14 protein-coding genes are annotated in these 14,639 nt (G+C 73.6%); 7 read left to right on the top strand and 7 right to left on the bottom strand.

Going from position 1 to position 14,639, the window contains the following annotated elements:
• Positions 1 to 35: 35 nt before the first annotated feature.
• From A6A27_RS18250 to A6A27_RS18240, 3 genes are all read left to right on the top strand, one after another.
• On the top strand, positions 36 to 3,191 hold the full coding sequence (locus tag A6A27_RS18250; RefSeq protein WP_073835817.1) for a BTAD domain-containing putative transcriptional regulator: 3,156 nt from the start codon (positions 36 to 38) through the stop codon (positions 3,189 to 3,191).
• Positions 3,192 to 3,257: 66 nt separating this feature from the next.
• Positions 3,258 to 4,232 (top strand): ATP-binding cassette domain-containing protein, encoded by a 975-nt coding sequence (locus tag A6A27_RS18245; protein ID WP_073835855.1) that lies wholly within the window; start codon positions 3,258 to 3,260, stop codon positions 4,230 to 4,232.
• A gap of 104 nt (positions 4,233 to 4,336) precedes the next feature.
• Positions 4,337 to 5,092, top strand: coding sequence for an ABC transporter permease (locus tag A6A27_RS18240; protein ID WP_083672677.1), 756 nt, complete (start codon positions 4,337 to 4,339; stop codon positions 5,090 to 5,092).
• 116 nt (positions 5,093 to 5,208) lie between these two features.
• Here the strand turns inward: A6A27_RS18240 and A6A27_RS18235 are convergent, their stop codons facing one another.
• Positions 5,209 to 6,171: a helix-turn-helix transcriptional regulator gene (locus A6A27_RS18235; protein WP_073835815.1), complete on the bottom strand. Its 963-nt coding sequence runs from the start codon at positions 6,169 to 6,171 to the stop codon at positions 5,209 to 5,211.
• 61 nt (positions 6,172 to 6,232) lie between these two features.
• Here A6A27_RS18235 and A6A27_RS18230 point away from each other — a divergent pair, with 61 nt between their 5' ends.
• The 3 genes from A6A27_RS18230 to A6A27_RS18220 all read left to right on the top strand — a co-directional run bounded on the left by A6A27_RS18230 (position 6,233) and on the right by A6A27_RS18220 (position 7,574).
• On the top strand, positions 6,233 to 6,817 hold the full coding sequence (locus A6A27_RS18230) for a DinB family protein (protein WP_073835814.1): 585 nt from the start codon (positions 6,233 to 6,235) through the stop codon (positions 6,815 to 6,817).
• Between the two features lies 1 nt (position 6,818).
• Positions 6,819 to 7,256, top strand: a complete 438-nt coding sequence (locus A6A27_RS18225) for a VOC family protein (RefSeq protein WP_073835813.1) — start codon at positions 6,819 to 6,821, stop codon at positions 7,254 to 7,256.
• A gap of 90 nt (positions 7,257 to 7,346) precedes the next feature.
• The gene (locus A6A27_RS18220; RefSeq protein WP_073835812.1) at positions 7,347 to 7,574 is read left to right on the top strand and encodes a hypothetical protein; all 228 of its coding nucleotides are present in this window, start codon (positions 7,347 to 7,349) and stop codon (positions 7,572 to 7,574) included.
• Between the two features lie 154 nt (positions 7,575 to 7,728).
• On the opposite strand, the gene A6A27_RS18215 is transcribed toward A6A27_RS18220, so the two are convergent.
• Positions 7,729 to 8,127 carry a hypothetical protein gene (locus tag A6A27_RS18215; RefSeq protein WP_143194058.1) on the bottom strand — a complete coding sequence of 133 codons (399 nt, stop codon included), beginning with the start codon at positions 8,125 to 8,127 and terminating at the stop codon, positions 7,729 to 7,731.
• 435 nt (positions 8,128 to 8,562) lie between these two features.
• Here A6A27_RS18215 and A6A27_RS18210 point away from each other — a divergent pair, with 435 nt between their 5' ends.
• Positions 8,563 to 9,576 (top strand): LysR family transcriptional regulator, encoded by a 1,014-nt coding sequence (locus tag A6A27_RS18210; protein WP_073835810.1) that lies wholly within the window; start codon positions 8,563 to 8,565, stop codon positions 9,574 to 9,576.
• Here A6A27_RS18210 and A6A27_RS18205 read toward each other — a convergent pair.
• The 5 genes from A6A27_RS18205 to A6A27_RS18185 are packed head-to-tail and all read right to left on the bottom strand — an operon-like array spanning position 9,459 to position 14,473.
• Complete coding sequence (locus A6A27_RS18205) at positions 9,459 to 10,256, bottom strand: serine hydrolase (protein WP_073835809.1); 798 nt, start codon at positions 10,254 to 10,256, stop codon at positions 9,459 to 9,461. The two genes, A6A27_RS18210 and A6A27_RS18205, sit on opposite strands and share 118 nt — an antisense overlap.
• Positions 10,253 to 11,869 (bottom strand): N-acyl-D-amino-acid deacylase family protein, encoded by a 1,617-nt coding sequence (locus A6A27_RS18200; protein ID WP_073835808.1) that lies wholly within the window; start codon positions 11,867 to 11,869, stop codon positions 10,253 to 10,255. The genes A6A27_RS18205 and A6A27_RS18200 overlap by 4 nt, the downstream gene beginning before the upstream one ends.
• A complete protein-coding gene (locus tag A6A27_RS18195; RefSeq protein ID WP_274534557.1) occupies positions 11,869 to 12,633 on the bottom strand; it encodes an amino acid ABC transporter ATP-binding protein in 765 nt (254 codons plus the stop codon). The genes A6A27_RS18200 and A6A27_RS18195 overlap by 1 nt, the downstream gene beginning before the upstream one ends.
• Positions 12,630 to 13,589, bottom strand: coding sequence for an amino acid ABC transporter permease (locus tag A6A27_RS18190; protein ID WP_241825319.1), 960 nt, complete (start codon positions 13,587 to 13,589; stop codon positions 12,630 to 12,632). The genes A6A27_RS18195 and A6A27_RS18190 overlap by 4 nt, the downstream gene beginning before the upstream one ends.
• The gene (locus tag A6A27_RS18185) at positions 13,586 to 14,473 is read right to left on the bottom strand and encodes an ABC transporter substrate-binding protein (RefSeq protein WP_073835807.1); all 888 of its coding nucleotides are present in this window, start codon (positions 14,471 to 14,473) and stop codon (positions 13,586 to 13,588) included. Before A6A27_RS18185 ends, A6A27_RS18190 begins: the two co-directional genes overlap by 4 nt.
• Positions 14,474 to 14,639 lie beyond the last annotated feature (166 nt).

The following is a 14,639-nucleotide window of genomic DNA, read 5'->3' as shown; positions in this document are numbered from 1 at the left end:
GACCGACCAGGAACGCCTGAGCGACAATCGACGCCGTGCGGTTCGGCATCCTGGGCGCGACCGAGGTGTATACCGCCGACGGTCGCCGGCTGACCGTCGGCGGGCCGCGGCTGCGTGCGCTGCTGGTGCTGTTGCTGCTCGACGCCGGGCGGGTGGTGCCGCGGGAGCGGCTGATCGACGGCCTCTACGGCGCCGACCCGCCGGCCGGCGTGCCGAACGCGCTGCAGTCGCAGGTGTCCCGGCTGCGCCAGGTGCTGTCGACCGGGCCGGTCGGCCCGGTCGAGTTCCACCCGGCGGGCTACCGGCTGGCGGTCGACCCGGAGGACGTCGACGTGCACCGGTTCGTCCGCCTGGCCGACGCGGGGCGGGCCGCGCTCGGCGGCGGTGATCCGCGCCGAGCCGCCGACCTGCTGCGCGAGGCGCTCGCGTTGTGGCGCGGGGACCCGCTGGCGGATGTGCCGGAGGCGCCGTTCGCCGCGGCGCAGGCGGCGCGGCTGCGGGATCGCTGGCTGGCTGCGACGGAGGACCGGATCGAGGCGGAGCTGCGGCTGGCGCCCGGATCGTCTGCCGTCGGGACACTGGTGGCTGAGCTGCGGGAGCTGGTGGCCGCGCACCCGTTGCGGGAGCGGCTGCACGGCCAGCTGATGCGCGTGCTGCACGCCGACGGCCGCCGGGCCGAGGCGCTCACCGCCTTCGCGGGCCTTCGTCGGGTGCTCGCCGACGAACTGGGCGCCGATCCGTCCGCCGAGCTGGTCGCGTTGCACGCGACCCTGCTGCGTGACGAGGTCGAACCCCGCGCCGAGGTGGCCCCGCCCCGGCTGCCCTCGCTGCCCGGCCAGGTGAGCAGCTTCGTGGGCCGGGAGGAGGAACTGCGCCGCCTCGGCAAGCTGCTCGGCGAGGCTCGGCTGGTCACGCTGCACGGCCCCGGCGGCGTCGGGAAGACCCGGTTGGGCCTCGAGGCCGCCACCCGGCACGGCGGCGAGGTATGCCTGGTCGAGCTGGCCGCGGTGCCCGCCGGTGCGGAGGTCGCCCCGGCGGTGCTGGCCGCGCTCGACCTGCGCGACGCCACGCTGCGCGTGCCGGGCGGGCCCCGCGACGTCACCGACCGGCTGGTCGCGGCGCTCGCCGACCGCCGGCTGCTGCTCCTGCTCGACAACTGCGAGCATGTCGTGGCCGACGCGGCCCGGCTCACCGCCCGGCTCCTGCGGGCCGCCCCGATGGTCCGCGTCCTGGCCACCAGCCGGGAACCGCTCGGCGTGACCGGTGAGGCGCTCTGCCCGGTGGTCGGGCTGCCGGTGCCGTCCGGCAGCGTCCCGCCCGAGTTGGCCCGTGAGTACGCCGCAGTGCGGCTGTTCGCGGACCGCGCCGCCGACGTGGCGCCGGGGTTCGCGGTGGACGCGAGCACGGTCGCGGCGGTGCTGCGGATCTGCCGTACCCTCGACGGTTTGCCGCTGGCGGTCGAGCTGGCCGCAGCGCGGTTGCGGGCGCTGCCGGTGGCGGAGGTGGCGGCCCGGCTGGACGACCGGTTCCGGCTGCTGAACCGGGGCAGCCGGGTGGCCGAGCCGCGGCACCAGACGTTGCGGGCGGTGGTGCGGTGGAGCTGGGATCTGCTGGACGAGCCGGAGCGGCGGCTGGCGCGCCGGCTGAGCGTGTTCGCCGGCAGCGCCGACCTGGCGGCCATCGAGCGGGTCTGCGCGCCGGTGGGCGCGGACGTGCTCGACGTGCTGACCGGCCTGGTGGAGAAGTCGCTGGTGGACGCGACCGACGGGCGTTTCCGCATGTTGGAGACGGTGCGCGCGTTCGCGGCCGAGCGGCTCGGCGAGGCGGGCGAGGTCGACCGGCTGCGCCACGCGCACGCGGCGTACTTCCTTGACCTCGCTCGGGCGGGCGACGTCGGGTTGCGGGGTGCGGCGCAGCTGGACTGGCTGCGGCGGCTGGACGCCGACCGAGACGACCTGCTCGCCGCGCTGCGCCGGGCGGTGGCGGGTGACGACACCGCCGTCGCGTTGCGGCTGGTCGCCGCCCTGTCGTTCTACTGGTGGCTGCGGGGCCTGCGGGCCGAGGCCGCCGCGCTGGCCGGGCGGCTCGTCGACCGGCTCGGCGCCCCGCCGCCGGGGCTCGCCGAGGAGTACGCGCTCTGCCTGCTGGTTGCCGCGGTGAGCGGCTGCGGCAGCGCGGACCCGTTGACGGCCAGCGACATCCTCTGGGGTCTGGGCCGGCCGCCCGCGTACCCGTTCCTGCTCTACCTGTCCGGAATGACCGCCGGTCCCCCGTCACAGGAGCGGATGTCGCTGCTCGCGCAGCGGCGGGACGGGTTGCTCGACAGTGACCCGTGGAGCCAGGCCCTGGGGTCGCTCGGGCTGGCTATGTTGTGGCTGTTCAACGGCCGGTACGACGAGGCCCGCGCGGAGCTTGCGGTCGCCCTCGACGGTTTCCGCGCGATCGGCGAACGGTGGGGCATGATCCTGGTCCTCAGCACGCTCGCCGAGGGTGCCTACCGGGTCGGGGATTCCGCGGCGGCCGCCGAACCGATGGCGGAGGCGTTGCGGTTGGCGCGTGACCTCGGCTCGGCGCTCGACCTGGCCGAACTGCTGCGTACCCGGGCGGACGGGCGGCTCGGGGCCGGTGACCTGGACGGGGCGGGCACCGACTACCACCGGGTCGTGGAGGTCGCGCAACCGGCCGGGGCGCCGGAGCTGGTCGCCGCGGCCCACTACGGGCTCGGCGAGATCGCCCGGCGGAGCGGTGACCTGGACCGGGCCCGGCAGCTGTGCGAGCAGGCGGTGGCGGAGTGCCCGGCCGGCTGGTTCGGCGCCGAGGTGGTGCGGCTGGCGGCGTCGGTCGCGCTCGGACAGATTGCCGACGCGGTCGGGGACGCGCCGACGGCCCGCGCCCGCTACCGGGAGGTGCTGGGCGCGACCCTCGGGGTGTGGGACGTGCCGACCGTCGGCGCCGCGGTGGAGGGCCTGGTCGGGCCGGTGCTGCGGCGCGGTGAGGCCGAGCGGGCGGCGCTGTTGCTCGGGTCGGTGTCGGCGCTGCTGCGCGGTACCGGCGCCGGCGAGGCGGCGCAGGCGGCGCCGGTGGCGGCGGCCGCCCGGGCGCAGCTCGGGGACGGGACGTTCGAGCGGGTCTTCGCCCGGGGCGCCGGGCTGGGCCGGGAGCACGCGCTCGCGCTGCTGGACGGGCGCTGACGGCGGGCACAGCCGCCGTCAGCGGACGGTGCGCGGCCGGTCAGCGTGCCCAGCCAGGCTGCCGGCATGACCTACGAGACATCAGCCGTCGTCGCCGAGGGGCTGCGCAAGTCGTACGGCGGCACGCCGGCCCTCGACGGGTTCGACCTGGCTGTGCCGGCCGGCACGGTCTGTGGACTGCTCGGCCCGAACGGCGCGGGCAAGACCACCGCGGTGCGGATCCTGGCCACCCTGCTGCGCTTCGACGCCGGGCACGCGCGGGTGGCCGGGTACGACGTGGCCCGGCACCCCGATCGGGTCCGCGCGCTGATCGGGTTGACCGGGCAGTACGCCGCGGTCGACGAGATCCTCAGCGGGCGGCAGAACCTGATCCTGTTCGGCCGACTGCGGCACCTGCCGGCGCGGGCGGCCCGGCGTCGGGCCGACGAGCTGCTCGACCAGTTCGGGCTCGCCGACGCCGCGGACCGCTCGGCCGGGGCGTACTCCGGTGGGATGCGCCGGCGGCTCGACCTCGCCGCCAGCCTGATCACCACGCCGCGGGTGCTGTTTCTTGACGAGCCCACCACCGGGCTGGACCCGCGCAGCCGAAACGGCCTGTGGGAGGCGGTCCGGTCGCTCGTCGCGGACGGCACCACGGTGCTGCTCACCACGCAGTACCTGGAGGAGGCGGACCAGCTGGCCGACCGGATCTCGGTGGTGGACGCCGGCCGGGTGGTGGCCGAGGGCACCTCGGCCGAGCTGAAGGCCCGGATCGGCGAGGACCGGATCGAGCTGGTGGTCCGGCACGCCGCGCAGTTGCCGGCCGCCGCCGGCATCGTCGAACGGATCACCGGCGGGCCGGTGTCCGTGGACGTGGAGATCCGGCAGCTCAGCGCGCCCGTCGTGGACCGGATCGGCGCGCTCGCCGACGTCATGCGGGCGCTGCAGGAGCACGGTGTGGCGGTCGAGGACGTCGTCCTGCGCCGGCCCACCCTGGACGAGGCGTTCCTACGGCTCACCGGGCACCGGTCGGCCGGTACCCGGGAGGAGGTGGCGGCATGAGGACGGCAGTCGACTCACGGCGCGGTGCGGCGGAACACACCGAGGTGCGGTCGCCCGCCGGTCCGCTGGTCCGGCTCGGCTGGGCGGTGGCCGACGGTTGGGTGATGGCCGGGCGGAACATGCGCCACGTGGTCCGGTCGCCCCACGAGATCATCCTCTACTTCAGCCTGCCGGTCATGTTCGTGCTCGTCTTCGGCTACGTGTTCGGCAGCGGCATGGCGGTGCCCGGCAACGGCAACTACCGGGAGTTCCTGCTGCCCGGCGTGTTCGTGATGACGATGCTCTACGGCCTCGGCGCGACCGCGTCGGCGGTCGCGCTCGACGCCAGCCGTGGCGTGGTCGACCGGTTCCGGTCCATGCCGATGGCCCGGTCCGCGCTGCTCACCGGGCGGGCCTGCGCCGATCTCGCCCGGGCCGTGCTGGAACTGGCCACGCTGGTGGTCTGCGGCCTGCTCGTGGGTTGGCGGTGGCGCAACGGGGTGGGCGACGCGCTGGCGGCGGTGGGCCTGATCCTGCTGCTACGGCTCGCGCTCACCTGGGTGGGCATCCTGTTCGGCCTGCTCGTGCCGAACCCGGACACGGTCGCGGTGATCGTGTTCCCGCTGGCCTTCCCGCTCACTGCCCTGTCCAACGTCTTCGTCGCCCCGGACCTGCTGCCGCGGTGGCTGGGTGCGGTGGCCGCGTGGAATCCGCTGTCCGCCACCGTCGCGGCCGCGCGGGAGCTGTTCGGCAACCCGGGCATCGGCGGCGAGTCGTGGGCGGCGCAGCATCCGCTGCCGTTGGCGCTCGGCTGGCCGCTGCTGATCATCGTGCTGGTCGCGCCGCTGGCCGTCCGCCGCTACCAGCGGCTCAGCCGCTGACCCACCGTGCGGGCACGGCGCTCGTACGCTGGAGGAGGTGGGTGCGCGGGCATCCGCCTCCTCCGCTGCCGGCTCGGGCTACCGGTACTGGCTGCGATCCGGCAGCGGACAGCAGCTCATCGACTGATCCCGGCCATCGCCACGAGGCGGCGGGCGAGCCGGGCGGCCGCTTCCCGCAGCTCCGGAGGCTCCAGCATCTCCGCCTCGAAGCCCAGCCCGGCCACCCGCACGGCGAGCCAGTCCAGGTTGTCGCCGCCGACGACGAGCACGCACCACCCGTCGGCGTCGTCCTCGACGCGCCCCACCTGGGGTGGCACCAGCTCCCGCACCCGGTCGGGCGGGGCGTGCACCCGCACCCGGGCGAGATACCGGTACGGCGCCTCGGTCACGGACCGCTGCACGTAGGCGACCGGGTCGGGGTGCTCCCTCGCCCGGAAGCGCCAGGTCGTCGCCACCACCTCGCGCATCCGGTCCAGCCGGAAGGTGCGCCAGTCGTCTCGGTCGACGTCCCAGGCCATCAGGTACCAGCGGCGGCCGGTGGTGACCATCCGCACCGGTTCGACCGTGCGTTCACGGTCCCCGCCGTCGCGGCCGGCGTAGCGGAACCGCACCCGCACGGCGTCGCGACAGGCCCGCGCGAGCGTCACCAGCAGCTCCGCGTCGATCTCGACCCCGGGGTCGACCAGGGTCTCGGTGGCGGCGTGCACCGCCCGCACCTCGGCGCGCAGCCGGGGCGGCATCACCTGGTCGAGCTTCGCGAGCGCCCGCAGGGCCGCCTCGCCCGCGCCGGCGACCGTGCCCCCGGCCGCCAGCCGCAGGGACACCGCCGTCGCGGTCGCCTCCTCGTCGTCGAGGAGCAGCGGCGGCAGCCGGGTGCCCGCGCCGAGCTGGTAGCCGCCGCCGACGCCCGCCGTCGCGTGCACGGGGTAGCCGAGGGCGCGCAGCCGCTCCACGTCGCGGCGCACGGAGCGGTCAGTAACCCCCAGCTCGGCGGCGAGTTCGGCGGCGGTCCAGGACGGCCGCCGCTGCAGCAGCGCCAGCAGCCGCAGCACCCGCTCGGTCGTCGCTTCCACGCTCACGCGCTCATCGTCCCACGGACCACGGAACGATCCTGTCCGCTATCTGCGTGAGGCTGGCACCATGACCGACCAGACCTGGAACGCCCTGCTCCGGGACCAGCTCGCCTGGCACTGGACCACCCAACTGCGTGAGCGCATCGACGGACTCACCGACGACGAGTACTTCTGGGAGCCGGCGCCCGGCTGTTGGAGCGTGCGCCCGCGCGGCAGCGGCGCCGCACCGGTGCAGGCCGGGTGCGGCACGATGACCATCGACTTCGCGATGCCGCAGCCCGACCCGCCACCGTTCACGACGATCGCCTGGCGGCTCGGGCACGTGATCGTCGGCGTGCTCGCGGTACGCAACGCCGCGCACTTCGGTCGCGCGCCCACCGACTACCAGTCGTTCGAGTACGCCACGACCGCGGCCGCGGCGCTGGCCCAGCTCGACGCGGAGTACGCCACGTGGCTGGCCGGGGTCGAGTCCCTCGGCGAAGCCGGCCTCGCTCGCTCGTGCGGGGAGGCGGAGGGCCCGTACGCCGGGCGTCCCCTGGCCGCGCTGGTGCTGCACATCAACCGCGAGCTGATCCACCATCTGGCCGAGGTGTGCCTGCTCCGCGACCTCTACCAGCACACTCACGAAGAGACCCGACGAGAGGCGAACTGAGATGGCCCACGACGTACAGATCACCTTTGACTGCGCCGACCCGGCCGGGTTGGCGGCGTTCTGGGCCGACGCCCTCGGCTACCGGGTGCAGGACCCGCCCAAGGGCTTCGAGTCGTGGGAGCAGGCCCTGGAGGCGATGGGCGTGCCGCCCGAGCGCCGCAACGACGCCTCGGCGGTGGTCGACCCCGAGGGCGTCGGACCGCGGTTGTTCTTCCAGCGGGTGCCGGAGCGCAAGCAGGTCAAGAACCGCGTGCATCTCGATGTGCGAGCCGCTCCCGGGCTCGAAGGCGAGGCACGGATGGCGGCCCTGGAGGCGGAGGCCGATCGGCTGGTCTTCCGCGGCGCCACCCGGCTCGGGCGCCACGAGCCCGCTCCCCCGCTCGGCGCCGGTCACATCGTGATGGCCGACCCAGAGGGCAACGAGTTCTGCCTCGACTGACCGGCCGCGCGGTGTGGCCGGCGACATCAGCGCGATCCGGTCCGACGTTCCCAGGCCGCGGTAGGCAGCGCGGAGCCGGGCGGGGCGGGCGTGCGAGAGTGTGGGCCGGGCGGAGGTCCAGCCGACCCCACCGCCTTTGACCAGGGAAGGCAGCCGCCGATATTCAACACCGCACGCCGGCAGGTCGTCCTGGAGATCGCCCGGCACGGCACGCGGCGTGACCGACGCAGCCAGCACCGCACACGGATCTGCAAGCTCGACCCCTTCCGGGCCGAGAAGCTGACCAACAACTACTACGACACCGGCCGACGGCGGTGACCTCCGGCAACGCGAAGATCCACTTCTACCCGCGGCAGTAGAGCAGCGGGCAGCCGTACAACCCGAACGAGGACACCATCATGGCCGTGCACAACAACGCGTGCTTCGGCAACTCGGTGGGCGCCCAGGACGGAAGAGGTGGCCCTGCGGATCGTCAGCTGACGCGGTTCAGGCCGCGTCGGCTGTTGCGCGAGCGCCCGTACTCGGGGACGCGGTAGCCGTCGTCACTGAGCATCCGGCGCGCGGCGTCGAGTCCGGTCAGCACCGCCCCGTGGGCGGCCACCTCCCGCTGGAAGTGCTCGACCTTGGCGTACCAGAACTTCAGCTCCGGGTTCATCGCCTTGGCGTTGCTGTAGTTGACGATGTCGGCCTCCGGGGTAATGCCCCGACGGGCGTAGCAGCGGTCGAAGCGCGCCTTCGTCCGCTCGTACCTGTCGGTCATCGCGGTCAGGCCGGCTTCGGCCTCCAGCAGCCGGGTCTGCAGGTACTGCACGTACCCGCGAGGTACCGACGGGACGGTGAGCGCCCTTCGGGGCGCGGACACAGCGGACATGTCGATCACCCGATTCGGCGGACGGCACGCCCGTGCCACGCCCGGGAACAGGCCGGCGCGAACGGCCGCCAGTTCTGGGCGCCGGGGCTGCGCAGCGCAGCCAGCGCCCGCCGTCGACGAACGGATCCACCCTGGAAAATCATGATCAGCCGCCCTCCTTCGAATGCGGTGATCGGGTCGCATCGCATCGCCAGCGGGTAGCACCGATGGCTGGGCTTCCAGCCGGCGCGGATCGACCCGTGCGGGGTGAGGCGGTGTCGCCCCAGACCCAACTGCTGTGCAGTGACGTCCTTCTACCCCCGCCGACGGCTGACTATGCCTAGGCCGCGCGACGCGTCATCGGCCCTGCCGCGGGCGCGGCCGGCATGCGAGAGTGTGGGCCCGGCGGAGGTCGACGATTGACCGCACGCCGCTGAGCAGGGAAGGCAGCCGCCGATGTTCAACACCGCACGCCTGCAGGTCGTCCTGGAGATCGCGCGGCACGGCACGATCGTCGCCGCGGCCGAGCAGCTGGGGCTGAGCCCGTCCGCGGTCTCCCACCAGCTCGCCACCCTGGAGCAGGAGGCCGGGGTGGCGCTGGTGGACCGGGGGCCGCGGAGCCTGCGGCTCACCGTCGCGGGCCAGCGCCTGGCGGACTACGCGCAGCAGATCGCCGATCTGATGTCGGCGGCCCGCGACGAGCTGTCCGCGCACGGGGAGGGCCGCCGCGGACTGCTGCGGATCGGGTTCTTCGCCACCGCCGGCACGGAGCTGCTGCCGCGCGCGCTGTCGAGCTTCACCCGGGACCATCCGCAGGTCGAGCTGGCGCTGATCCTGGGTCAGCCGCACGAGCTGCTGCCCCGCCTGCAGCAGGGTGAGCTGGACCTGGTGGTGGTCTTCGACCATCCGCTGAGTCCGGCCCAGGAGTTGCCCTACGCGAGGGTCGAGCCGCTGATGGTGGATCCGCAGCTGGTGGTGCTCCCGGCCGAGCATCCGCTCGCTGGCCGGCGGCGGCTGCAGCTGGGCGACCTTGCGACCGAGCCGTGGATCACCACCCTCGGCGTGCAGGGTGAGGTGTCGGTGCTGGAGCTGGCGGCGCGGGCCGAGGGGTTCGCGCCGCGGATCCGATGCCGCAGCGACCACTACGAGGTGGTGCTGGGCCTGGTGCGGGCCGGGGTCGGCGTGGCGCTGGTGCCGTCGCTGGGCCTGCGTAATCCGGGTGGGGTGGCGGTGCGGCAGCTCGCCCACGCCAGCCTGCATCGGGAGATCGGGGTGGCGTTGCGCCCCGGCAACCCCAACCCGGTGGTCGGCAGGTTCGTCGAGCGGTTGACCGACGCGGCGGTGGAGCTGAGTCAGGAGCTGTCGGGGCGGTGGGGTCCGGCGAGCCGGTCGACGGCCGTGCCCCAGCGCCGTAGTTCGGCCATGGCGGCCCGTTCGGCCCCGGGCTCGAACGCGGCGATCACGGCGTAGACGACGATGTGCTGGCCGGCCACGATGCCAGTGTCGGCGCGTACGCCGGTGTCGGTGCCGGTCTTGTTCGCCACCCGGACCCCGTCGCTCGACCACGGGTCGTGGCCGATCGAGTCGGCGACCATCGTGCGGTCGGTGTTTCCGGCGAGCCAGCCGCGCAGCAGCCGACACGCCTGCGGGCCCTGCCAGGTCCCCGTCGCCACGTCGGTGAGGAAGGCGCAGAGCTCGCGGGCGGTGCCGCTGGCGAAGGTCTCCGGTACGCCCGGACCGCGCTCGGCGCGGATCCGGTCGTGCATGGTGGTGTGCCGTAATCCGGCGCGGTAGGCCAGCTGCCGCACGGCGTCCAGCGTCACCAGCCGCAGCAGGGCGTTGGTGGCGGCGTTGTCGCTGACGGCGGCGACTGCCCTGGCCAGGTCGGCGACCGTCCAGTGTTGGGGTGACAGCTGGCCGATCAGGCCGGTCCCGCCGACTTCCCGGTCGTCGTCGCGCAGCTCGACGGGCTGGGTCGGGCTGAGCGTGCCGTCGGCGAGCCGCCGGGCCACCTCGCCGAGGAGCAGCACCTTGCCGACGCTGGCCAGCGGCAGGACCAGGTCGGGGTCGACGGAGAGGGCGTGGCCGTCGTCCAGCCGCCGCACCATCGCCCCGACCCGCACCGCCGGGCCGCCGCCGGCCGCGCTCACGGCCGCCCCGGCCCAGCTCGATCCGGTACGGCCAGCACCCGGCCCGGTCGGGCCTCGGTGACCGTATCGCCGTCCACGACAACCTGGCCGCCGACCACCACGCACCGCACCCCGCGCGGCGGCGCCAGCGGCTCGTCGTAGGTGGCGCCGTCGGCGATCCGCTGCGGGTCGAGGACCACCAGGTCTGCGGTGTACCCGTCGGCGAGCAGCCCGCGGTCCGGCAGGCCGAAGCGGCGGGCGGGCATTGCCGTCATCTTGTGCACCGCCTCGGTCAGGTCCAGCAGTCCCACGTCGCGCACGTAGTGGCCGAGCACGCGGGCGAAGCTGCCCGCCCACCGTGGGTGGGGGCGGCCCCCCTTCGGTACGCCGTCGGAGCACAGCATGGTCAGCGGGCTGGCCAGCACCCGGCGTACGTCGTCCTCGTGCATAGAGTGGCTGAGGATGGTGACGTCGCCGCGTTCGGCGGCGAGCAGGTCGCAGGCGTAGTCGACCGAGTCGACGCCGTGCGCGGCGGCCAGGTCGGCGATGGTCTGGCCCTGGGTGGCGGGGTTCTTCGGGGCGGACGCGACGCGGATCAGGTCCCAGCCGCCGTTGCCGACGGTGTTCTCCCAGCCGGGCACACCGGCGACCAGGTCGTGGCGGATCCGGTCGCGGACCGCCGGTTCGGCTGCGGCGGCGAGCATCGCCGGTACCCCGTCGGCGATCAGCCACGGCGGCAGCATCGCATGCAGGGCGGTGCTGCCGGCAGTGTAGGGGTAGACGTCGCAGGCCACGTCCAGCCCATCGGTGCGGGCCCGCTCCAGTCGGGCGAGGGTGCGGACGGTGGCACCCCAGGCGCGCCGCCCTGCCGTCTTGTGGTGCGAGACCTGCAGCGCCGACCCGGCGACGGTGGCGATCTCGATCGCCTCCTCGAGGGCGGACTCGACCTGGGACATCTCGTCGCGCAGGTGGGTCACGTACGGCTTGCCGTGCGCGGCCGCCACCCGGGCCAAGGCGATGACCTCGTCGGTGCTGGCGTTGACGCCCGGGGAGTAGATCAGCCCGGTGGACAGGCCGGCTGCGCCCGCGGCGAGCGCCGCGTCGAGCAGCTCGCACATCCGCCGGGTTTCCTCGGGCGCGGCGCGTCGCTGGGCGAAGCCGACCACCGCGGCGCGCAGCGTGCCGTGCCCGACGAGGGCGGCGAGATGGTTGCGTCGGGCCACGCCCTGCGCGCGGGCGAATTCGGCGAACGACGCGTACGCCGACGCGGGCGGGCCGAAGGTCGCGGCGATCAACTCCCGCACGGGCCCGTCGCGGTCGGGCGGGATCGGGAAGGGGCTGATCCCGCAGTTGCCGCAGATCTCGGTGGTGACGCCCTGGCGCAGCGGCGCCTGCCGCAGCACCTCGCGCTGCTGGTCGTCGCCGGCGAGCAGGTCGGAGTGGGTGTGCACGTCGATGAAGCCCGGCGTGACGACCAGCCCGGTCGCGTCGACCACCTCGGCGGCGGTGGCGCGGCTGCCCGGTGGCAGCAGCACGATCCGCCCGTCCCGCGCGCCCACGTCGGCGGGTCGGCCCGGCGAGCCGGTGCCGTCGATCACGGTGCCGCCGGTGATCAGCAGGTCGAGCCGCGCCATCAGAGCACCTTCGACAGGAAGGCGCGGGTACGGTCGTGGCGCGGCGCGGCGAGCACCTCGCGGGGTGGGCCCTGTTCGACGATCAGGCCCTCGTCCATGAAGATGAGGTGATCGCCGACCTCGCGGGCGAAGCCCATCTCGTGGGTCACCACGATCATGGTCATGCCGCTGGCCGCGAGGTCTTTCATCACCTCCAGCACCTCGCCGACCAGTTCCGGGTCCAGCGCCGAGGTCGGCTCGTCGAAGAGCATCAGCTTCGGCGACATGGCCAGCGAGCGGGCGATGGCCACCCGCTGCTGCTGCCCGCCGGAGAGCTGGGCCGGGTAGTGGTGGGCGCGGGCGGCCAACCCGACCCGGTCGAGCAGGTCGGCGGCGCGCCGCCGGGCGTCGGCCGACGGGACGCCCTTGACCGCGACCAGGCCCTCCATCACGTTCTCCAGGGCGGTGCGGTGCGGGAACAGGTGGAAACGCTGGAAGACCATGCCGATCGACTCGCGCTGCCGGCGCAGTCGCACGTCCGGCAGCGGCCGCAGCCGGCCGTCGCGCTCCTCGTACCCGATCAGTTCGCCGTCGACGTAGATCCGGCCCGCCTGCGGTTCCTCGAGGTGGTTGAGGCAGCGCAGCAGGGTGGACTTGCCGGAGCCGGACGGGCCGACCACGCAGACCACCCGGCCGCGTTCGATGGTCAGGTCGATGCCGCGCAGAACCTCCAGGCGTCCGAAGCTCTTGCGCAGGGATCGGCACTGCACCATCGGCGGGGTCATCGCGTGCTCCCGATTGGGCGCAGGTTGCGGGCGATCCGTCCCCGCAGCGTGCCCAGGGTGGTGGCGCCGAAGCCGCGGCTGAACCGGCGTTCCAGGAAGTACTGGCCGATGCTGGCGACGGTGGTCAGGACCAGGTACCAGATGGACGCGACGATCAGCAGGGCGATCACCTCGAAGTTGGTCAGGTAGAGCCGCTGGGCGACGGTGAGCAGGTCGGCGCCGGCGATGACCGAGACCAGCGAGGTGGTCTTCAGCATGGAGATGAACTGGTTGCCGGTCGGCGGGACGATGATCCGCATCGCCTGGGGCAGCACGACTCGCTTCATGATCTTCATGCGGGACATGCCTAACGCCGCGGCGGCCTCCTGCTGGCCGGGATCGACCGCGCGCAGGCCGGCTCGGACGATCTCGCTCATGTAGGCGCCCTCGTTGATGCTCAGCCCGAGCAGCGCCGCCACGAAGCCGGTGACCAGGGTGTTGGTCTCCCACGTCACCAGCTTCGGGCCGCCGAACGGCACGCCCAGCCCGATCTCGGGGAAGATCAGCGCGATGTTGAACCAGAAGATCAGCTGCACCAGCAGGGGCGTGCCGCGGAAGAACCAGACGTAGGCCATGGCGCCGGTGCGCAGGATGCGGCTGTCGGAGACCTGCATCAGCGCGACGATGACGCCGAGCGCCACGCCGATCGCCATGGCGGCGACGGTGAGCTGGATGGTGACCCAGAGCCCGTCCAGGATGACCCGGTCGAGCTGGTACTTGACGACGATGTCCCAGTGCAGGTTCGGGTTGACCGCGATGGTCCAGGCCAGCCAGGCCAGGATCAGGGTGATCGCCCCGGCGGCCAGCCAGCGCCCGGGCCGCAGCGGGTGGCTGATCCGGTTCGCCTCCGGTGTCTCCGGGCCGGCGGGCGTGGCCTGGCCCGGGCCTTCGGCGGTCGCGTCCACCGGTGTGCTCACTTCTGGTCGTTGACCGTCGCGGCCTTGACGGCGCTGCCCTGCACGCCCCATTTCTCGAGGAGCTTGGTGTATTCGCCCGAGTCGATCAGCTCCTGGAGCGCCTTGTGCACGGCGTCGCGCAGCTGGCTGTCCTTCTTGTCGATCGCGATGCCCCACGGGCCGGCCTCGTACTGGGCCTCCAGGACGTCGTACTTGCCGCTCTGCTGGGCCAGCATCTTGGCCACGGGGTAGTCGACGATGGTGGCCACGGCGCGTCCGGCGTCGATCTGCAGCAGGCCGGTCGGGGCGTCCTCGCTCTGCGAGATGGTCATCTTCTTGGCGCACGAGGTGTTCTGCTTCTCGCCGATGGCGAGGTTGGAGCTGCCCTTGGCGAGCACGACGGCCCGGCCGCACAGGTCCGCCAGGTCCTTCACCCCGGCCGGGTTGCCCTTGGCCACCATGATCGAGCCGCCGGCCTGGAAGTAGTCGACGAAGTCGACAGCCTTGCGGCGTTCCTCGGTGTCGCTCATCGAGGACATCGCCAGGTCCCAGCGGTCGGCCTGCAGGCCGGGGATCAGGCCGGGGAAGCTGGCGTTGGTCATCTCCAGTTTGAGGCCGAGCCGCCCGGCGATCGCCGCGGCCAGGTCCGGGTCGACACCGGTGAGTTCCTGGGTCCCGTCCTTGTACATCTCCATCGGCGGGTAGCCCTCGGCGGTGGCGGCCCGGAGGACGCCCTTCTCCTTGACGGCTGCGGGGACCAGATCGGCGGCCTTGGCGTCGGCGGCGACCGAGGCGCCGCCAGTGCCCTGTGGGGTCTGACCGCTGGTCGAGCGTCCGCAGCCGGTGACGGCGAGCGAGAGTGTGGCGAGACCGACGACGATGCGCAGCGCACGCTTGCTGACCATCGGAAACCTCCTGGCTGAGACGAATGGCGGGACCTTATCCGGGATCAGCCAGCATGAACAGCCCGAACGCTTTGCAGGGTGAGCATCGTCATCTTCGATGCTCAGTGTTCATGGCCCCCACGGCGCCAAGCCGGCACCGATCATTGCCGAAGCGTTTCGGTATGTG

Source organism: Micromonospora sp. CB01531 (genome assembly GCF_001905095.1).
In the GTDB taxonomy this organism is placed as follows: domain Bacteria; phylum Actinomycetota; class Actinomycetes; order Mycobacteriales; family Micromonosporaceae; genus Micromonospora.
The sequence above is the reverse complement of the archived record's forward strand: the minus strand, read 5'-3'. Positions and strand labels throughout refer to the sequence as shown.

Coding starts and splice junctions, on each gene's coding strand:
- A6A27_RS18185 (WP_073835807.1), bottom strand. CDS start 14,473: ATGGTCAGCAAGCGTGCGCTGCGCATCGTCGTCGGTCTCGCCACACTC.
- A6A27_RS18195 (WP_274534557.1), bottom strand. CDS start 12,633: ATGACCCCGCCGATGGTGCAGTGCCGATCCCTGCGCAAGAGCTTCGGA.
- A6A27_RS18215 (WP_143194058.1), bottom strand. CDS start 8,127: ATGTCCGCTGTGTCCGCGCCCCGAAGGGCGCTCACCGTCCCGTCGGTA.
- A6A27_RS18210 (WP_073835810.1), top strand. CDS start 8,563: ATGTTCAACACCGCACGCCTGCAGGTCGTCCTGGAGATCGCGCGGCAC.
- A6A27_RS18230 (WP_073835814.1), top strand. CDS start 6,233: ATGACCGACCAGACCTGGAACGCCCTGCTCCGGGACCAGCTCGCCTGG.
- A6A27_RS18240 (WP_083672677.1), top strand. CDS start 4,337: ATGGCCGGGCGGAACATGCGCCACGTGGTCCGGTCGCCCCACGAGATC.
- A6A27_RS18200 (WP_073835808.1), bottom strand. CDS start 11,869: ATGGCGCGGCTCGACCTGCTGATCACCGGCGGCACCGTGATCGACGGC.
- A6A27_RS18245 (WP_073835855.1), top strand. CDS start 3,258: ATGACCTACGAGACATCAGCCGTCGTCGCCGAGGGGCTGCGCAAGTCG.
- A6A27_RS18225 (WP_073835813.1), top strand. CDS start 6,819: ATGGCCCACGACGTACAGATCACCTTTGACTGCGCCGACCCGGCCGGG.